At 73.5% G+C, this 18,568-nt stretch carries 17 protein-coding genes; 5 read left to right on the forward strand and 12 right to left on the reverse strand.

The annotated features are described in order from the left end of the window. Nucleotides 1–76: 76 nt before the first annotated feature. The 4 genes from OEB99_RS03875 to OEB99_RS03890 form a co-directional block, all read right to left on the reverse strand. Nucleotides 77–280: a cold-shock protein gene (locus tag OEB99_RS03875; protein WP_263508462.1), complete on the reverse strand. Its 204-nt coding sequence runs from the start codon at nt 278–280 to the stop codon at nt 77–79. 221 nt (nt 281–501) lie between these two features. Then, a complete protein-coding gene (locus tag OEB99_RS03880; RefSeq protein ID WP_263508463.1) occupies nt 502–1,824 on the reverse strand; it encodes an MFS transporter in 1,323 nt (440 codons plus the stop codon). A gap of 18 nt (nt 1,825–1,842) precedes the next feature. Continuing rightward, a complete protein-coding gene (locus OEB99_RS03885) occupies nt 1,843–2,745 on the reverse strand; it encodes a proteasome assembly chaperone family protein (protein WP_263508464.1) in 903 nt (300 codons plus the stop codon). A 61-nt stretch (nt 2,746–2,806) separates the two neighbouring features. Continuing rightward, on the reverse strand, nt 2,807–3,982 hold the full coding sequence (locus OEB99_RS03890) for a PP2C family protein-serine/threonine phosphatase (RefSeq protein ID WP_263508466.1): 1,176 nt from the start codon (nt 3,980–3,982) through the stop codon (nt 2,807–2,809). Nucleotides 3,983–4,207: 225 nt separating this feature from the next. Between OEB99_RS03890 and OEB99_RS03895 the strand changes: the two genes are divergently transcribed. Next, entirely contained in the window at nt 4,208–6,433 is a 2,226-nt protein-coding gene (locus OEB99_RS03895; RefSeq protein ID WP_263508467.1) for a HelD family protein, read from the forward strand. A gap of 14 nt (nt 6,434–6,447) precedes the next feature. On the opposite strand, the gene OEB99_RS03900 is transcribed toward OEB99_RS03895, so the two are convergent. Beyond that, nucleotides 6,448–7,350, reverse strand: a complete 903-nt coding sequence (locus tag OEB99_RS03900) for a matrixin family metalloprotease (protein WP_263508468.1) — start codon at nt 7,348–7,350, stop codon at nt 6,448–6,450. 109 nt (nt 7,351–7,459) lie between these two features. Between OEB99_RS03900 and serA the strand changes: the two genes are divergently transcribed. Beyond that, on the forward strand, nt 7,460–8,659 hold the full coding sequence (gene serA, locus OEB99_RS03905; RefSeq protein WP_263508469.1) for a phosphoglycerate dehydrogenase: 1,200 nt from the start codon (nt 7,460–7,462) through the stop codon (nt 8,657–8,659). Between the two features lie 36 nt (nt 8,660–8,695). Here the strand turns inward: serA and OEB99_RS03910 are convergent, their stop codons facing one another. After that, complete coding sequence (locus tag OEB99_RS03910; RefSeq protein WP_263508470.1) at nt 8,696–8,869, reverse strand: DUF5302 domain-containing protein; 174 nt, start codon at nt 8,867–8,869, stop codon at nt 8,696–8,698. Between the two features lie 228 nt (nt 8,870–9,097). Here OEB99_RS03910 and OEB99_RS03915 point away from each other — a divergent pair, with 228 nt between their 5' ends. Beyond that, a complete protein-coding gene (locus tag OEB99_RS03915; protein WP_263508868.1) occupies nt 9,098–10,720 on the forward strand; it encodes an AMP-binding protein in 1,623 nt (540 codons plus the stop codon). Nucleotides 10,721–10,730: 10 nt separating this feature from the next. Here the strand turns inward: OEB99_RS03915 and nrdR are convergent, their stop codons facing one another. After that, entirely contained in the window at nt 10,731–11,234 is a 504-nt protein-coding gene (nrdR, locus tag OEB99_RS03920; RefSeq protein WP_263508471.1) for a transcriptional regulator NrdR, read from the reverse strand. A 104-nt stretch (nt 11,235–11,338) separates the two neighbouring features. Continuing rightward, the gene (locus OEB99_RS03925) at nt 11,339–11,704 is read right to left on the reverse strand and encodes a LysM peptidoglycan-binding domain-containing protein (protein ID WP_263508472.1); all 366 of its coding nucleotides are present in this window, start codon (nt 11,702–11,704) and stop codon (nt 11,339–11,341) included. 205 nt (nt 11,705–11,909) lie between these two features. Here OEB99_RS03925 and lexA point away from each other — a divergent pair, with 205 nt between their 5' ends. Beyond that, a complete protein-coding gene (gene lexA / locus OEB99_RS03930) occupies nt 11,910–12,638 on the forward strand; it encodes a transcriptional repressor LexA (protein ID WP_411910655.1) in 729 nt (242 codons plus the stop codon). A gap of 21 nt (nt 12,639–12,659) precedes the next feature. Here lexA and OEB99_RS03935 read toward each other — a convergent pair whose 3' ends face one another. After that, the gene (locus tag OEB99_RS03935) at nt 12,660–13,637 is read right to left on the reverse strand and encodes an L-lactate dehydrogenase (protein WP_263508473.1); all 978 of its coding nucleotides are present in this window, start codon (nt 13,635–13,637) and stop codon (nt 12,660–12,662) included. Nucleotides 13,638–13,668: 31 nt separating this feature from the next. After that, entirely contained in the window at nt 13,669–14,160 is a 492-nt protein-coding gene (locus OEB99_RS03940) for an Lrp/AsnC family transcriptional regulator (protein WP_263508474.1), read from the reverse strand. Nucleotides 14,161–14,259: 99 nt separating this feature from the next. Here OEB99_RS03940 and OEB99_RS03945 point away from each other — a divergent pair, with 99 nt between their 5' ends. Further along, entirely contained in the window at nt 14,260–14,889 is a 630-nt protein-coding gene (locus OEB99_RS03945) for a YitT family protein (protein ID WP_263508475.1), read from the forward strand. Here OEB99_RS03945 and OEB99_RS03950 read toward each other — a convergent pair. Further along, nucleotides 14,858–16,987 carry an ATP-dependent DNA helicase gene (locus OEB99_RS03950; protein ID WP_263508872.1) on the reverse strand — a complete coding sequence of 710 codons (2,130 nt, stop codon included), beginning with the start codon at nt 16,985–16,987 and terminating at the stop codon, nt 14,858–14,860. The genes OEB99_RS03945 and OEB99_RS03950 overlap by 32 nt on opposite strands. 136 nt (nt 16,988–17,123) lie before the next feature. After that, nucleotides 17,124–18,500 (reverse strand): NAD(P)-binding protein, encoded by a 1,377-nt coding sequence (locus OEB99_RS03955; RefSeq protein ID WP_263508476.1) that lies wholly within the window; start codon nt 18,498–18,500, stop codon nt 17,124–17,126. Nucleotides 18,501–18,568: the final 68 nt, after the last annotated feature.

Here is an 18,568-nt window from a genome sequence, read left to right on the forward strand (position 1 = left end):
CCCCCCCCCCCCCCCCCCCCCGCGCCCAGGGGGGGCGGGGCGCCGCGGCGGGGGGCCCCCCCCCCCGCCGTAGGGGTCAGAGCGGGCGGACCTTCTCCGCCTGCGGGCCCTTCGGGCCCTGGGTGATCTCGAACTCGACCCGCTGGGCCTCGTCGAGGGTCCGGTAGCCCTGGGTCTCGATCGCGGTGTAGTGCACGAAGACGTCAGCGCCGCCGCCATCCTGCGCGATGAAGCCGTAGCCCTTCTCCGCGTTGAACCACTTCACAGTTCCCTGCGCCATGCTGTTCCTTGTCCTTCTGTCCATCCTGGGACTCGCCGAGCGGGTGCCCGACAACCTGCCGCAATGCTGTCCCACGCCCTGGTCCCAAGGAACAGGCGACGCTGCCGGACCGGGGTCCCGGCAGCGCTCCATACGTGTGCCGTCACTGCAACGCGCTTACTGTCCCACGGCTCGCGCCGCGCACGCCAGCATCATCGAGCGGCGTAGCGAAGTCGTGATCTTCAGTCGCCGGACCGGCTCAAACCGTCCACGGCACGGGCCCCACGACGGCGCGCGAGAACCTCGCGGACGGGCGGGACGACGACGCCCTGCACCGCCATCTCACGCCGCGTGGCGCGCCGGGCGAGCAGCAGACCCGCGAGCGTGACGACCCAGAACACGGCCTGCACGGTGAAGGCCGCGCGGAACGCCTCCAACGAGAGGGCAGGCCCCGGGTGCGCGTCCAGGGCGATGCCCACCGCGAGGAGCGCCAGCACGGCGGTGACGAAGCCACCGCCGTTCACCAGGCCGGTCGCGGTGCCGAGCTGCGCCGGAGGGTTGAAGGTGCGCGCGAAGTCGAAGCCGACCAGCGATGCCGGCCCGCCCACGCCGAGGACCGCCGCGAGAACCATCAGCAGCCACATCGGCGCGCGCCCCGGCACCAGCAGGACCACGATCCACACGGTCGCCGTCGCGGTCGCCGACGTCAGGACGATCCACGACCGACGCAGCGGGTGCCGCGCGGTGAGCTCGCCGATCACGGGACCGGAGACCGCGGTGGCCACCACCGCGACCGTGAGGACACCGCCGGCCGCCGCCGTTGACAGACCCTCGGCGAGGAGGAAGGGGAAGCCCCACAGGAGCATGAAGACGTTCAGCGGGAACTGCGCGATCGCATGGCTGAAGAACCCGAGCCACGTTCCCGGCCGCCCGACCGCGGCGCGCACCGGCGCCAGGAGGCGGGTCGCCGCGGCCCGCGGCACGCGGCCGCTCGGGGCGTCGCGCACCGCGAGCAGCGTGAGCGCCGCGGCGAGGACGCCGACGGCGGCCAGCCCGACGAACGCGGCCGACCAGCCTCGCGAGTGCAGCACCGCGACCAGCGGGAACGCGGACAGGATCTGGCCGGTCTGGCCCAGGACGCCGCTGAGCTGCGTGAGGAGCGGCACGCGTCGCACCGGGAACCAGAGCGCGACGAGCCTGATCACCGCGATGAAGGTCGCCGCGTCGCCCGCGCCGATCAGGACCCGCGCGAGGTACGCCACCGGCAGGTCGTGCGTGACGGCGAGCAGAAGCTGTCCTGCGGCCATCAGGGCTGCGCCCGAGGCGATCATGGTGCGCGAGCCGAACCTGTCCAGCAGCAGTCCGGACGGCACCTGCCCGAGCGCATAGACGACGAGCTGCACCATGACGAAGGTCGACAGGACGGTGGCGCTCACGCCGAAGCGCTCGGCGGCCTCCACCCCCGCGACCCCGAACGACGTCCGGTGCAGGACTGCGACCGCGTAGGCCACCAGGGCTGCTGCCCAGACCAGCCACGCGCGCCGACCGCCACGCACCTCCGTCACGCGCGGCAGGCTAGCGGCTCAGGACTCGTCGCCGTCCTGCTGTGCCAGGAATCGCTCGAACTCCGCGCCGATCTCGTCGGCCGTCGGGATGTCGGTCATCACGCTCGGGCCGTCGATCGCCCGCACCGCGTCGTCGTACTGGCGCTCCAGGGCGGCCACCACCTCCGCGACCTCCTGCGAACCGGCGACCTGGCGGTCGATCTGGGCCGCGGCCTCCCGGGCGGCAGGCTCGAGGCCGCCGGACGCGAGATCGAGACCGGTGAGCTTCTCGACCTGGCCGAGGCCGGACATCGCCGCCTGCGGGTAGCTGGACTGCGCGAGGTAGTGCGGCACGTGCACCGCGAAGCCGATCGCGTCGTGGCCCCAACGCCCGAGCCGGTGCTCGAGCAGCGCGCTCGCGCTCGCCGGGACCCGGACCGAGCCGAACCAGGACGGGTGGTCCGCGACCAGCTCGGCGCGCGTCGCGTGCGCCGTGAAGCCGAGCGGCCGGGTGTGCGGCACCCCCATCGGGATCCCGTGCACGCCCACCACCAGCTTGACGCCGAAGCGCTCGACGATCTGGTGCACCGCGGCGATCCAGGCCTCCCACCGGATGTCCGGCTCCATGCCGTGCAGGAGCAGGAACGGGGTGCCGTGCCGGTCGTGCAGCAGGTCCACGACGAGGCGGGGCTCGTCGTAGTCGGCCCACGTGGTCGAGTCGAACGTCATCGCCGGACGGCGCGAGCGGTAGTCGAGCAGCTCGTCGACGTCGAACGTGACCAGCCGCTGCGCGTCGAAGCGCTCGGTCAGGTGCTGGGCCGCGACCTCCCCCGCACCGCCGGCGTCCACGAAGCCCTCCACGAGGTGCAGGAGGACGGCGACGTCCCCGGTCTCGCTCGCCAGGTCCTCGTCCACCGTGTACAGCTGCTCGGGGTCGCGCATCTCGCCTCCTCCTCGGCTCTCGACGGGGTCAACGTCCCGGAGCAGCGAGGCATTCCGCGCCTCAGCGCAGCGGGTCCCAGCCCAGCACCACGATCGCGGTGTCGTCGACGAGGTTCCCGCCGTGGCGCAGCGAGACGGCCTCCATGATCCGGTCGACGATGGTGGCCGGGTCGCCGTCCACGCGGTGCCGGGCCTGCTCCGCCCGGACCTGGCCGGCCATGAGCTCGGCGAGGCCTTCCTCGCCCAGCCGCTGGTCGGTCCCGTCGATCGTGGTCTCGAGCATGCCGTCGGTGAACAGCACGACCCGCCAGGACTCCCCGAGCTCGACCTGTTGCGGACGCCAGCCACCGAGCGCAGGGATGCCCAGGGCCCGTCCGCGCAGGTCGGACGGAAGGGGGTGGGTCTCGCGGCCGAGCGCGAACGGCGTCGGGTGACCGCACAGGTAGAGGTCGAGCGAGGCCCGATCGGGCGAGACGACGACCATCACGGCGGTCGCGAAGATCTCAGGGCGCCCGCGCTCGGCGGCGAGGATCTGCTCGACCACGTCCAGGACACGGGCGGGTGGCAGGTCGGCGAGCATCGCGGTCCGCCACGCGGTACGCAGCGTCGCGCCGAGGGCGGCCTCGTCCGGTCCGTGCCCGGCGACGTCGCCGACCACCGCGGCGATCGACCCGTCGGCGCGCTCGACGACGTCGTAGAAGTCGCCGCCGAGCAGGCCGTCGCGCCCCGCCCGGTACCCGACCAGGACCTCCATCGAGCCGTCGCCGACCAGCGGGCTGGGCAGCAGGGCTCGCTCGAGCCGGGACGCCTCGTAGTCGCGGACCTGCGCGCGGTAGAGCTCGCGCTCCTGCACCTCGGCCTGGCGGCGCTGGACCGCGTAGCGCAGCACCCGGTACAGCGTGGCTCCGCCCATCTCGCCCTTGACCAGGAGGTCCTGGGCACCCGCGGCGATCACCCGCAGGCCGAGCTCAGGGTCGGCCTGGGTCGTGCGCACCACGACCGCATGCGTGCCCGGCTGGCGCAGCAGCCAGAGCAGGCCGGAGAGGTCCTCGGTCCCGGTGGCCGGAAGGTCGAGCAGCACGCAGTCGACATCCAGCGCGCCCAGCGCCTCGTCCACCGAGCGCGCCCGGCGCAGCACCACGGGCGCGTCCGCGAGCTGCACCTGCAGCAGGGCCGCGTCGTCGTCATCGTCCCCCACCAGCAGGACGCTGATCGGGGCGGGGGCGGTCGGGGTCACGTCCTCACCTCGCGGTCGATCCTAGGCGCCCGCGTCCGGCCGCGGGTCGGCGTCCCGGCGACCGGGCACCCGTCCGGGTGAGGCGGACGAGGTCCGGCGACGGTGCGCGCCGCACGGGCGACCCCCCCCGCGACGGACGCGTGACGGCCATTCCTCGGACACTCGTCCCGCGGGCCACGCGGGACGGCGGATAATGGACGGCCGATTCGCAGCCGAGGGGGGTCCGTGGGACGCACCAGCGAGGTGGACGCCGAGCAGCAGGCCGTGGACGTCCGCTACGCGCGCCTGGACGCGCTGCGCGACCAGACCGCGGCACGGCTCGCGGAGGTGCGCCGCAGCGGCCCCTCCGGCTCGCCGCAGAACCGCTCCGAGCGGGACGCGTTCGCGACCCTCTACGAGGACCGGCTCGCCCAGCTGGACGGGGTGGAGCAGCGCCTGACGTTCGGCCGCCTCGACCTGGTGGACGGCGTCACGCGGTACATCGGCCGGATCGGCCTGACCGACGACGAGCACAGTCAGCTGCTCACCGACTGGCGGGCCCCGGCGGCCCAGGCGTTCTACCGGGCGACCGCCGCCCACCCCGATGACGTCGTCCGCCGCCGGCACCTGGTGACCCGGGGTCGCGAGGTGACCGGGGTCGAGGACGAGGTGCTCGACCTCGCCGCGCTCGACGACCACGACCTCGAGGCGCTCTCCGGCGAGGGCGCCCTGCTCGCGGCGCTCGGCGCCGCTCGGACCGGCCGGATGAGCGACATCGTCGCGACCATCCAGGCCGAGCAGGACGCGATCATCCGGGCCCCGATGACGGGAGCGCTCGTGGTGCAGGGCGGCCCGGGCACCGGGAAGACCGCCGTGGCGCTGCACCGCGCGGCCTACCTCCTCTATGCCCACCGCCGGGTGCTGGAGCGGTCCGGTGTGCTGCTGCTCGGGCCGAACCGGGTCTTCCTGCGGTACATCGACCAGGTCCTGCCCTCGCTGGGCGAGACCGGCGTGGTCACCGCGACGATCGGGGAGCTGATGCCGGGCGTCGTGGCGGAAGCCGCTGAGCCCGACGAGGTCGCGCTGATCAAGGGCCGCCGCGAGATGGCCTCGGTGATCGCGACCGCGGTCGGCGCTCGCCAGCGGGTCCCGGCCGAGCCCGTCGAGTTCCGCCTGGACGGCCGCCGGCTCGTGGTGAAGCCGTCCGACATCCGTGCCGCGATCGCGCGGGCCCGGCGCACCGGCAAGCCGCACAACGCCGCCAGGGTCACGTTCGTGCGCGAGATGCTGCAGCGGCTCGCCGACCAGTACGTGGCGACGCTCGACGCGACGGTGGCGCCCGAGGACCGGGCCGAGATCCTCGAGGACCTGCGGACCACGCGCGAGGTACGGGTCGCCCTCAACCTCGCCTGGATGCCGCTGACGCCGCAGAAGCTGGTCGAGGACCTGTGGGCCAAGCCGTGGCGGCTCGCGCAGGCCGCGCCGCAGCTCACCGAGGCGCAGCGCGCCCGGCTCGCCCGCGAGCCCGGGAGCGGCTGGACCCCGGCCGACGTGCCGCTGCTCGACGAGGCGGCGGAGCTGCTCGGCGAGGACGACCAGGCCGCACGCGCACAGGCCGTGCTCGACTCGAAGCGACGCTCCGAGGAGCTCGAGTACGCCCGCCAGGTCATCTCGGGCTCCGGCGCCGGCGGCGGACTGGTCAGCGCGGAGCTGCTCGCCGAACGGTTCGCCGAGTCGGGTCCCCGCCTGTCGACCGCCGAACGCGCCGCCGCCGACCGCACCTGGACGTACGGCCACGTCGTGATCGACGAGGCGCAGGAGCTGTCCCCGATGGCCTGGCGGATGGTGCTGCGCCGGGTGCCGACCCGGTCGCTCACGATCGTCGGCGACGTGGCCCAGACGGCGGCCGCCGGTGGCGCGCACGCCTGGGCGCAGGCGCTCGACCCGGTGCTGCGCGGCTCGTGGCAGCTCGCCGAGCTGACCGTGAACTACCGCACCCCGGCCGAGGTGGCCGACGCCGCCGGCGACGTGGCGCGGGCCGCCGGCCTGCCGCTCGGCGCGCTCACCTCGGCGCGCGAGGTCCCCGGGTCGCTGCGGGTCCGGGTCGGCGACCTGCTGGCCGAGGTGGTCGAGGCGAGCCGGGCCGCCCTGGCCGGCCTGCCCGAGGACAGCGGCCGCGCCGTGGTGATCGCACCCCCGCAGCGGGCGGCCGAGGTCGCGGCGGCTCTGCGGGCCACCGAGCTCGCGCCACACCTCCCGGCCGACGCGCGCAGCACGCTCGACGCCCGGCTCGCCGTGCTCGAGCCCCGCGCGACCAAGGGCCTCGAGTTCGACGCCGTCGTGCTGGTCGCACCGACCGAGCTCGCGCCCGCCGACCTGTACGTCGCGATGACCCGTCCGACCCGCTCGCTCGACCTGATCACCACGGGGTCGCTGCCCGAGGGCCTCCCGGCCGCACCACCGGTGGTCTGACCGCCGCTGCGCGCCTACTGGCAGTCCACCTGGCCGACCAGGGCGAGGCCGGCGCGGTCGCCCGGCCCGAAGTCGAGGATCCCGGACATCATCGGGTTCATCAGCTCGGTGACCGAGTTGACGTGGTCGAGGCCGACCACGTGGCCGAGCTCGTGCATGATGATCGCGCGTGCCGAGTCACCCTGACCCGCCGCGATCATCGCGCCGAGGTCCTCGCTGTCCAGCACCAGGCGGCCCGCCGCGAGCCACTGACCCGCACCGTCGGCGCCCGGGACGGCCGCCGAACCACCGATGCCCGCGACGTCACCGACCAGTGCCGGGACCTCCTCCGAGGTGGCCCACGCGACCAGGACCGGGGCCCAGTCCGTGCCGTAGCGGTCGGGCTGGATGATCGCCCGGTCCACGTCGGGTGCCTCGTCGGTGGTCCCGGCGTACTCCAGCTGCAGCCCCGTCGCGGCGCTGACCTCGGCCACCGCCTGCTCGACCAGCTGCTCGCCACCGTCCGGCATCCCGGTGGTCCGCAGCACCCAGCGGACCGGACGGCACGGGTCGTAGCCGACCGGTGCACCGTCGGCGTCCTGGCGCAGGAACGCGTAGGTGCCTCCGGTCGTCACGGGGACTTCCGGAAGCAGCCGCCCGGAGGCCGGCGCGGGGCGGGGTACGGCGAGCGCCTCGCCGTCGACCTCGACGTAGACCCGCTGGTGGAACAGCTCGCCGAGGCCTGCCGGCAGGTCCACCCCGACTCCGCGGGCACCGAGGGCGAACGCGAGGGCGGCGACGACCGCGGCCAGGCCCAGCACGGGCAACGCGGGCGACCGGCGACGCTCCGGGCCCGCCGGGCCGTCGGTGCGGCGCGCGTCCCGCTCCATCGCGCGGAGCACGCGGCGCGACCGATGATCCTGCCACCGCGTGCCCATCGGATCAGTCTCCCAGGGGCTCGCGCCGACCCGCATGATCCGACCGGGCGACACGTCCGCCTGGCGGTCCCGGTTTTGTCGAGGGGTGAGACCGCGCGACGATGGCCCCGTGCTGCACGCCCTCCTGCTCGAGAACCTCCACCCGCTCGCCACCACGCTGCTGGCCTCCGACGGCATCGACGTCACCGCCCGATCCGGTGCGATGGACGAGGACGAGCTGATCGCCGCGCTGGAGGGTGTCGAGCTGCTGGGCATCCGGTCCAAGACCGACGTGACCAGGCGGGTCATCGAGAACGCCCCCGACCTCATCGCGATCGGCACGTTCTCGATCGGCACCAACCAGATCGACCTGCGGGCCGCGGCCGAGCACGGCGTCGCGGTGTTCAACGCGCCGTTCTCCAACACGCGATCGGTGGTCGAGCTCGCGGTCGCGGAGATCATCGCCCTGACCCGGCGGCTGACCGAGCGGGACAAGGCCCTGCACGCGGGCGTGTGGGACAAGTCCGCCGAGGGTGCCCACGAGGTCCGCGGCCGCACGCTCGGGATCATCGGCTACGGGAACATCGGCACCCAGCTGTCGGTGCTGGCCGAGTCGCTCGGCATGTCCGTGGTCTTCTACGACACCGCCGAGCGCCTGTCGCTGGGCAACGCGCGCCGCCTGACCAGCATGGACGAGCTCCTCGAGCAGGCCGATGTGGTCACGCTGCACGTCGACGGCCGGGCCGGCAACGCCGGCATGTTCGGCGCGAAGCAGTTCGGCGCGATGCGTCCCGGCGCGCTGTTCCTGAACCTCTCGCGGGGCTTCGTGGTCGACTACGCCGCTCTGGGCGAGGCGATCACCAGCGGCCGGCTCGGGGGTGCCGCGATCGACGTGTTCCCGAGCGAGCCGAAGCGCCGGGGGGACGCCTTCGACTCGGACCTGCGCGGCCTGCCGAACGTGATCCTGACACCGCACATCGGCGGTTCCACCGAGGAGGCGCAGGAGGCGATCGGCGCGTTCGTCGCGAACAAGCTGCGTGACTACGTCCGCCACGGCTCGACGATGCTGAGCGTCAACGTCCCGAACCTCGCCCTGGACGAGCGCACCGGTGCGCACCGCCTGACCCACCTGCACCGCAACACGCCCGGTGTGCTGGCCGCGGTCAACCAGACCTTCGCCGACCACGGGGTCAACATCGACGGCCAGCTCCTCGCCACCCGGGGCGAGCTCGGCTACGTGGTCACCGATGTCGCGGCGAACCTCACCCCGAACGTGGTCCGCGTCCTGGAGTCGATGGAGTCGACGATCCGGCTGCGCGTCCTGTCCTGACCCGCGCCGCCGGTCCTGCGGCGGGACCGACGCCGGTCAGCCGGTCTTGCGGCGGAACGAGCGTCGGCCCTGGCCGGCGACCTCGGGACCGTGCACGCTGCCCTCGTTGCGGGCGACGTCCGAGCTGCGACGCGCTGCTGCGTTCTTGCGCTCCAGCGCCTCGCGGAACTTCTCCTTGGCCGCGGTGGGCACCTCGGGCTTGTCGGTCATGATCGCTCCTCCCGCGAGCTCTCCGGGCCACCGCAGCGCGGGCCGCGCGGGCTCCCTGACCACAGCCTGTCCCCCTCGCCACCGCGGCGCCAGCGCATTGCCCCGGCCCGACGTTACGGTTCCGTAAGTTACGGCTCCGTAGGTTATCGTGGTGCCGTGACCGACCCCCGGCCCTGGCTCGCCTCCTACGCCCCCGGCGTGCCCTCCGACGTCGACGTCGACGTCCCCATGACCCGCGTGCTCGAGGACAGTGCCCGCCGCTTCCCCTCGAGGGTCGCGACCGAGTTCCTCGGCGCCGTGACCACCTACGACACGCTCGCCCGGCGGGTGTCCCGGGCGGCGGGTGCGCTGCACGGCCTCGGCGTGCGCGAGGGCGATCGGGTGTCGCTGGCCCTGCCGAACTCCGCCACGCACGTGGTCCTCTTCTACGCCGTCCTTCGGCTGGGTGCGGTGGTGGTCGAGCACAACCCGACGTACAGCAGCGCCGAGCTCGGCCGCCAGCTCGCGGACTCGGGTGCCACCGTCGCCCTGGTGTGGGAGAACGCCGTCGAGCGCGTCCTCGCCGTTCGCGCCGAGACCGCGGTGCGCACCGTCGTGGCGGTCAACCTCGCGGCCGACCTGCCGAGCGTGAAGCGCGCCGCGCTGCACCTTCCGGTGCCGAGCGCTCGGCGCACCCGCGCGTCGATGCGCGCGACCGTGCCGCCCGGCGTGCCCTCGTGGCACAAGCTGGTGCGCCGGGCGAACCCGCTGCCGGCCGACCACCCGCACCCCGAGCTCGACGCGCCCGCCCTGCTGCTCTACACCGGCGGCACCACCGGCGACCCGAAGGGCGCCGTCCTCACCCATCGCAACCTCGCGATCAACCCCGCCCAGGGCCAGGCGTGGACGCAGCACGAGAACGGCACGGAGACCGTGCTCGCGGCGCTGCCCTTCTTCCACGCATTCGGCATGACCTTGTGCCTGACCTACGCGATGCGGATCGCGGCGACGCTCGTGATCGTGCCCCGGTTCGACGTCGACCTCGTGCTCGCTGCGCAGCGTCGCCACCCCTTGTCCTTCGTGCCGGGCGTGCCACCGATCTTCGAGCGGCTCGCCGCGGCCGCGCGGGAGCGCGGCGCCGACCTCACGTCCGTGCGGTACGGCATCTCCGGGGCGATGGCCCTACCGGCCGAGACTGCGCAGGCCTGGGAGTCGGTGACCGGCGGGCTCCTGATCGAGGGCTACGGGATGACCGAGACCTCACCGGTCGCCGTCGGCAACCCGCTGTCCGACGAGCGCCGGCCCGGGGTCCTCGGCGTGCCGTTCCCGTCGACCTGGGCGAGGGTCGCCGACCCCGAGGACCCGACGCGTGTCGTGCCGACCGGTGAGCGAGGCGAGCTCCAGCTGTCCGGCCCGCAGGTGTTCGCCGGCTACTGGCAGCGCCCGGAGGAGACTGCCGCGGTGCTCGTCGAGGACGACGGACGCACCTGGCTCCGCACGGGCGACGTGGTCGTGGAGGAGGAGGGCGGCTTCCTCCGGCTCGTGGACCGGATCAAGGAGGTCATCATCACGGGCGGGTACAACGTCTACCCGTCCCAGGTGGAGGAGCACCTGCGCCGCATGCCGGAGATCGCCGACGTCGCCGTGGTCGGGATCCCCGGTGGCGACCTCGGCGAACGGGTGGTCGCCGCGATCGTGCTCGCTGAGGGCACCACGCGGGTCGAGCTGTCCGCCGTCCGGGCCTGGAGCGAGCACGCCTTGGCGCGCTACGCCCACCCGAGGGACCTCATCGTGCTGCCGGAGCTTCCGCGGTCACCGATCGGGAAGGTGATGCGGCGCACCGTGCGGGAGCAGCTCATCGAGCGGGGCTGACGCCCGCCGGTCACCGGTCCGCCGCGACCTCAGGCTCACTCGCCACCGGGTCGGCGTCACCGCTCGTGGCATGCTCCGCGCGCAGCGCGGTGATCGCCGCCTCGAAGTCGTCGAGCGAGTCGAAGGCCTGGTAGACGCTCGCGAAGCGCAGGTACGCGACCTCGTCGAGCTCACGCAGGGGACCCAGGATCGCCAGGCCGATCTCATGCGCGTCGAACTCGGCGGAGCCGGTCGCGCGCAGGGTCTCCTCGACCCCCTGGGCGAGGAGGGCGAGGTCGTCCTCGCTCACCGGCCTGCCCTGGCACGCCTTGCGGACGCCGTTGACGATCTTCTCGCGACTGAACGGCTCGCTCGCACCCGACCGCTTCAGCACCGCGAGACTCGCGGTCTCTGTTGTCGTGAACCGGCGGCCGCACTCCGGGCACTGCCGCCGGCGCCGGATCGAAGAACCATCGTCAGCAGTGCGGGAGTCGACCACGCGCGAGTCCCCGTGCCGACAGAACGGACAGTGCACCGGTGCTCCCTTCGTCGGGCGCCCCCTGACGCCCCGGGTCACCGTACGGCTGCCCTCACGCACGAGCAAGAATGTCCGGGGCGCAGCATCGCCCGGCTCGGGCCTCAGTCCTGCGGAACGAGCAGCTGCTGCCCCGCCTGGAGGTCGGCGCCGGCCAGACCGTTGAGCGCGATCAGCTCGTCGACGACATCTCGCACGTCCTCACCGGGCTCGGTGATGGTCGAGGCGATCTGCCACAGGGTCTGCCCCGGGGCGACCGTCACCGCCGACACCGTCACTGCCGCCGGCGCCGTACCCGCGTGCGCACCCGAGCCGTGGAACGTCCACGCCGCCGCGACGAGCAGGACGAGTGCGATGAGCACGGCACGACCGCGCGCAGTGAGCCGCATCGACGGTGCATCCGCCCGGCGCGGGGACACGCGAGACACGACCCGGGGTGCGACCTCGACGGGATAGGTCATCGCGGACATCTCGGCTCCTCCATCTCGAACACCTGTTCGTCGTACGTCTGTACGATGTCTATCACGTGACTCCGACACGTGTCGAGACACGCTCGAACAGATGTTTGATCGACGTTCGTCGCCGCCCTAGGCTGGCGGCACGAGGAAAGACCACCACCGACCACCGACACGACCTGTGCCGGACCGGGCCGGCGGGGCCAGAGCGGAGGAGACCGTGGCACCGAGCACCATCCCGCCCGAGGGGCAGCCGGAGGAGCTGGCGACCGTGCACGCGCTCCCGGACGGCCCGACCGACGGCGACGGCCTCACCGCGCGCCAGCGTCTCGTGCTCGACACCATCCGCTCGAGCGTCGAGCAGCGCGGCTACCCACCGAGCATGCGCGAGATCGGCGACGCGGTCGGCCTGACCAGCCCGTCGTCGGTCAAGCACCAGCTCATGGCGCTCGAGCGCAAGGGCTACCTGCGCCGCGACCCGCACCGGCCGCGCGCGATCGAGATCGTGCACCCGGACGACGCCCGGACCATCGGCCTGGCCGGCCCGGTCGAGGCGGACGTCGACGAGCGGCCGACCCCGTCGTACGTCCCGGTGGTCGGTCGGATCGCCGCCGGCGGACCGATCCTCGCCGAGCAGGTGATCGAGGACGTCTTCCCGCTACCACGCCAGCTGGTCGGCGACGGTGAGCTCTTCCTGCTGCGCGTCGTCGGGGACTCGATGATCGACGCCGCGATCTGCGACGGCGACTGGGTCGTGGTCCGCCGTCAGCCGGTCGCCGAGAACGGCGAGATCGTCGCGGCGATGCTGGACGGCGAGGCCACGGTCAAGACCTTCAAGCGGACCGACGGTCACGTGTGGCTGCTGCCGCAGAACGCGGCCTACTCCCCCATCGACGGCAACGAGGCGACGGTGCTGGGCCGGGTCGTCAGCGTGCTGCGCAGCCTCTGACCGTCGACGCCGGCCCCCGGCTCACCGGCTGAGCTGGAGCGACACCTCGCGCAGCGCCGCGGCGGAGCGCCGCAGGCCGGCGAGCTCGTCCTCGGCCATCGGCACCTCGAGCCGCGCCTCGACCCCGCCGCGTCCGAGCACGGACGGCACCGACAGGCACACGTCGGAGATGCCGTAGAAGTCGGACAGCCGTGAGGAGACCGGCAGCACGCGCTTCTCGTCCTTGAGCACGGCCTCGATGATCCGCGTGGCGGCCTGGGCCACCGCGTAGTTCGTCGCACCCTTGCCCTCGATGATCCGGTAGGCGGAGCCGACGACCTCCTGGGCGATCCTGGCCCGTACGGCCTCGTCGAACGGACCGTTGCCGGTCTTGTTGCCGCGCCACTCGAGCAGTGGGACGCCACCGACCGACGCCGAGCTCCACAGCGGGATCTCCGAGTCGCCGTGCTCCCCGGCGATGTAGGCGTGCACGTTCTGCACCGCGACGTTGCAGTGCTGCGCGATGAGCCAGCGCAGACGGCTCGAGTCGAGCACCGTGCCCGAGCCGAAGAGCCGACCGCCGTCGAGGCCGGACACTCGGATCGCCGCGTCCGTGACGATGTCCACCGGGTTCGTGACCATGATGTAGACGGCGTCCGGTGCCACCTCGACCAGGCGTGGCATGAGAGTCGTCACCAGCCCGACGGTCGCCTCGGCCAGGTCCAGACGCGTCTGACCGGGCTTCTGCTTCGCACCGGCGGTGACGACGACGATGTCGGCGTCCGCGCAGACCGCGAGGTCGTCGGAGCCGATCACCTGGGCCATCGGCATGAACTGGATGCCGTGGCCGAGGTCGAGGACCTCGGCCTCCACCTTGGCCCGGTTGATGTCGAACAGGGCGACGGTGCGGGCCACACCGCGCATCAGTGCGGCGTAGGCGATGGTCGCTCCCACGCTGCCGGCGCCGACGATCGCGAGCTTGGTGGTGCGCCGGTCGACACCGGGCCTGACCTCGGACATCTCCGCCCCTTCCCTGCAGGTGTGCACCACCCTAGGCATCGGGAGTCCGGCCGTCGCGGCCAGCGACGGCCTCGAGCAGCGGACGGGTGCGCAGGGCGAGCGGTTCGGCCAGGGACACCGACGTGGAGGTGCGCTGCACACCCGTGACGGCCGCGATGTCGGACGTCACCCGGAAGAGGTCCGCCGTGTCCCGCGCCACGACACGGACGAGCACGTCGAAGTCGCCGGTCGTCGCGTGCAGCTCGACCACCTCGGGGATCGCGCCGATCCCCTCGATGGCGGTCGAGCTGGCGCGCTGCTCGATCGCGAGCCGCACGAAGGCCGTGAGCGGGTACCCGAGCGCCGCCGGATCGACCCGGCGGCTCCACGGCAGCAGGAGCCCCTGCCGGTCGAGCCGCGCCAGCCGAGCGTGCACGGTGTTGCGTGACACTCCCAACGTCCTGGCCAGGGCCAGGGTCGTCGCCTCGGGGTCGTCGTCCAGGGCGACCATGATCCGGGCATCAAGGCTGTCGATCGACGTCATGCTTGGCATTCTGACACCGATGTCCCTCTACATGTCACATCTTGCACACCTGGATCGGGCTCGCTTGTGCAGGATCCCGGATCTCTCCATCCTTGCCGGGTGACCGCGACCCTGCCCGACACCAGCACCGCGCCCGCCGCCCCGCCGCACGGCCGGATCGAGGACGTCCTCGGTCTGCTGACCGGCACCTGGCTGGCCTCGATCGGCCTCTACCTCCTGCAGTCCGCGCATGCCGTCACCGGTGGCACGGCGGGCCTGTCGTTGCTGCTGCACTACGCGACCGGAGTCCCGGTCGGGGTCCTGCTCCTCGTGGTGAACGCGCCGTTCTTCGCCCTGGCCGCGCGCCGCAAGGGACTCCAGTTCACCGTGCGCAGCCTGATCTGCACCGTCGGCCTGTCGGTGCTGACCAGCCTGCAACCGGCGATGCTCGGACCGCTGAACCCGTCACCGCTCGCCGCGGTGGTGAGCGGCAACCTGCTGGCCGGCGTCGGGATCCTCATCCTGTTCCGGCACCGGTCGAGCCTCGGCGGGTTCTCGATCGTGGCGCTGATCGCCCAGGAGCGACTCGGCTGGCGTGCGGGCTACGTGCAGATGTCCTTGGACGTCACCGTCGTGCTCGCCTCGTTCACGGTCGCGGCCGCGCCGGTCGTGCTGATCTCCGCGGTCGGGGCCGTGGTGCTCAACCTCGTCCTCGCGCTCAACCACCGCCCCGGTCGCTACCTCGCCTGAGCTCCTCGCCCGGTGGCAGGCCGGCCCCGGCGACCGCGAGGCGCTCGAGCGCCGCGAGCACGGTGTCCCGATCCGTCGTGCGCCAGAACGGCGGCAGCGACCTCACCAGGAACGTGCCGTAGCGCGCGGTGACCAGGCGCGGGTCGAGCACCGCGACCACACCGCGGTCGTCCATCGTGCGCAGCAGCCGCCCGGCCCCCTGCGCGAGCATCAGGGCGGCGTGCGTCGCGGACACCGCCATGAACCCGTTGCCGCCCGCGGCCTGGACCGCCTCGGTGCGGGCGGCGCGCACCGGGTCGTCCGGGCGCGGGAACGGGATCCGGTCGATCAGCACCAGGCGGCACGCCCGACCCGGGACGTCGACGCCCTGCCACAGCGACAGCGTGCCGAACAGACAGGTCGGCTCGTCCGCGGCGAACTGCGCGACGAGCGTCGGCAGCTGGTCGTCCCCCTGGCACAGCACCGGAACGTCGAGCCGCTCCCGCATCGCCTCCGCCGCCGCGGCCGCGGCACGGCGTGAGGAGAAGAGCCCGAGCGTCGCACCGCCGGCCGCCTCGACGAGCGCGGCGATCTCGTCGAGCTGGCTCGGCGTCGCGGGTTCCCGTCCGGGGGGTGGCAGATGCCTCGCGACGTACAGGATGCCCGAGCGCGGATGGTCGAACGGGCTGCCCACGTCGATCCCGCGCCACGGCTGTCGGGCCGGCGCGTCCTGAGCGGGTGCGTCCTGAGCCGGTGCGTCCTGAGCCGGTGCATCCTGGGCCGGGGTGCCCTCGGGGCCGGTGACCGGCGGCCCCGGCGTGTCCTCGCCCGCCCGCACCTCGTCGGAGGGCGACAGCCCGACGGCGAGCGCGAGCGGCGTGAAGGACCCCCCGAGCGTGAGCGTGGCGGACGTCAGCACGGTGCTGCGCCCCGCGACGAGGTTCGTGCGGACCAGGCCCGCGACGTCCAGAGGCGCTGCGAGCAGCCGCGGGCCGCCGGCGCCGCCGGGCCGGTCCTCGTCGCGCGTGCACCACAGGACGTCGCGGTCACTCTCCGCCGCCATCCGTTCGGCGACCTCGAGCAGCACCGTCGCGGTGGACGACGCCATGGCCAGGCCTCCGTCGGGCTGGGCGCCCGCAGCCGGCCGCAGCGCGGTCAGCAGCGAGCGCGTCGCGTCCCGCACCGTCTGCACCGCGGTGACCAGCGAGCCCGGCAGACCGTCCACGAACCGCCCGTCCGGCAGCTCGGACAACGTGGCCGCCAGCGCACGTCCGGCTCCCTCGAGCGCCTCGGTGTCGGCCTTGCCGAACCGCCTGGCCAGCCCGGCAGCGTGCAGCACCACGCCCGCGGACAGCTCGACCGTCGCCTGCGTCGTGACCCGATCCGCCAGCTCGTGCGCCTCGTCGACCACGAGCACCTGGTGCTCGGGGAGCACACCGGGCGAGCCGCTCGCCGCGATGCCGAGCATCGCGTGGTTCGTCACGACCACGTCGGCCTCGTGCGCCCGGGTCCGGGCGGCCTCCGCGAAGCACTCGTCGACCATCGGGCACCGCTGCCCGAGGCACTCCATCGCGGTGACCGAGACCTGGCGCCAAGCGCGGTCGCTGACGCCGGGCACGAGGTCGTCCCGATCGCCCGTCTCGGTCTCCTCGGCCCAACGACGCACCGCGAGCACCTGGCGGCCGAGGGCCGACGCCTGCGCCTCGGGGTGCTCCTCCGCACCGGGCACGTCGCCCAGGTCGAACAGGGCGACGGGCTCGTCGGCCGGGTAACCGCCGGCGAGCTTGTGCCGGCACGCGTAGTTGTGCCAACCCTTGAGCAGCGCGACCTGGGGCGCCCGCGCGAGCCGCGGCGCGACCGACGATGCGACGAGCGGGAGGTCGCGGGTGAGCACCTGGCGCTGCAGCGCGAGCGTCGCGGTGGAGATCACGACCCGCTCGTTCTCCCGGACGGCGTGGCGCACGGCGGGCACGAGGTACGCCAGCGACTTCCCGGTGCCCGTCCCGGCCTGGACGAGCAGGTGCTCACCGCGGTCGATCGTCGCGGCGACCGCGTGGGCCATGGCGTGCTGCCCTTCGCGGCGCGCCCCGCCGAGTGCCCGCACGGCGTCGTCGAGCATCTCGTCGAGCGCCTCGTCGGGCTCGGCGTGCGACGCCGCATCGCGAGGTCCGGGGTCGTCCGACGGCACGGTGCTCGGCTCGGACGTCACCCCGGCAGCCTAGGCGCCTCGGCAGGCCTGCCGCGCACCGTCCGCGCTAGGCCATGCCGGCGATCTCGGCCAGCCTGGCCATGCCTGGGCGCAGGCTCGCGCGCAGCCGTTCCAGAGCGCGCTCGAGCTCGGCGGAACGGGGCACGCCCGGCGGGATCGCGGCGGGGTTGAGCGGGACCGTCGCGGCCCACGCCCGGATGCCCGGGTCCGAGAGGAACGATGTCGTCGCACGGTCGCCGAGCACCTGCATCCGCGCCCAGTCGGTCGGCGTGTCGGAGTACGGCGACGGCGGGCACAGCCGGTTCTTCTCCTCGTCGCCGTCGATCGTCGCCTCGACGAACCCCGCGAGCGCCGCACCGAAGCACGGGAAGCCGGTCCGGATCGGCTGGAGGGTGATCGCGTCGCGACCCCAGATCGGTACCAGCGGGCTGTAGCGCAGCCCGGCCGCAGCGCAGTGCACGACCACCGCGTCCGGCGCGATCCGAACCTCGCCGCCGCTCAACGCCAGACGGGTCGGACCGACCCGCCGTACGTGCCCGAGACGTACGACGTTCTCGATCGTCCGGAGGCGGTCGAGCTCCCACTGCGCCAGGGTCGGGGTCTTCGCCATCGTCGGGGTCACCGAGCGGTCGATCCGGAGCATCACCCCGGCGTCCTCGAGGCGAAGGAACAGGTCGTCGGCGGAGGTCGCCGCCCGGGCCGCCTCGACGGTGTCCGCCGCCATCGTGAGGAAGACCGCGGGGTCCGGCTGGACGACGGCGCGGTTGAGCATCCATGGCTCGCGTGGCCGCACCCAGCAGATGGCCCCGGGGTCGACCCCGTTCTCCAGGAGCCAGATGCACGCGTCGGTCGCGGTCTTCCCGGACCCCACCACGACCACCTGCGAGGGCGCACCGCCGAGATCGACCAGCGCGTTCACCGGCAGGACGCTCACGCCGTCGTCCACCTCGAAGGGGGGCGGCACCTCGGCCGGGATGAGCGGCGCGAGGTAGCGGGCGTCGACCACCCGTCGGGCGCGCACCTCGATCTGCTTCCCGGAGACCCGCGACACCAGCCGACCGTCGCCGACGTGCTCGTACCCGGGATAGAACTCCACCCGGCCCGAGCCGACCATGCGGTCGCGCAGCACGCGTCCGTAGTAGGCGCAGATCTCCGGGGCCGTGGCACGCTCGTGCAGACCTGCCTCCGGCCCGCGCTGCTGCACCCGGCCGTCGCCGAGCAGGGTCGACGCGACGCCGTAGAAGCGAGAGGCCTGGTGCAGGCGGACGAACGGGTAGGCGTCCAGCCAGTGCCCACCCACCGAGTGCCGGCGGTCGACCATGACGACCCGGACGTCCGCGTGGTCGATCAACGCGTCCGTGAACGCCATGCCCGCCGCGCCGGCGCCGACCACCAGGTAGTCGGCAGCGACGACGGTGCCCACGGGCTCATGCTCACCCAGGCCCGAGCGAGGGTCAACGGCGCGAGCGCGCCGTCGTGCGGTCCCCAGGC

The organism is Actinotalea endophytica (assembly GCF_025717005.1).
Taxonomy (GTDB): Bacteria; Actinomycetota; Actinomycetes; order Actinomycetales; family Cellulomonadaceae; genus Actinotalea.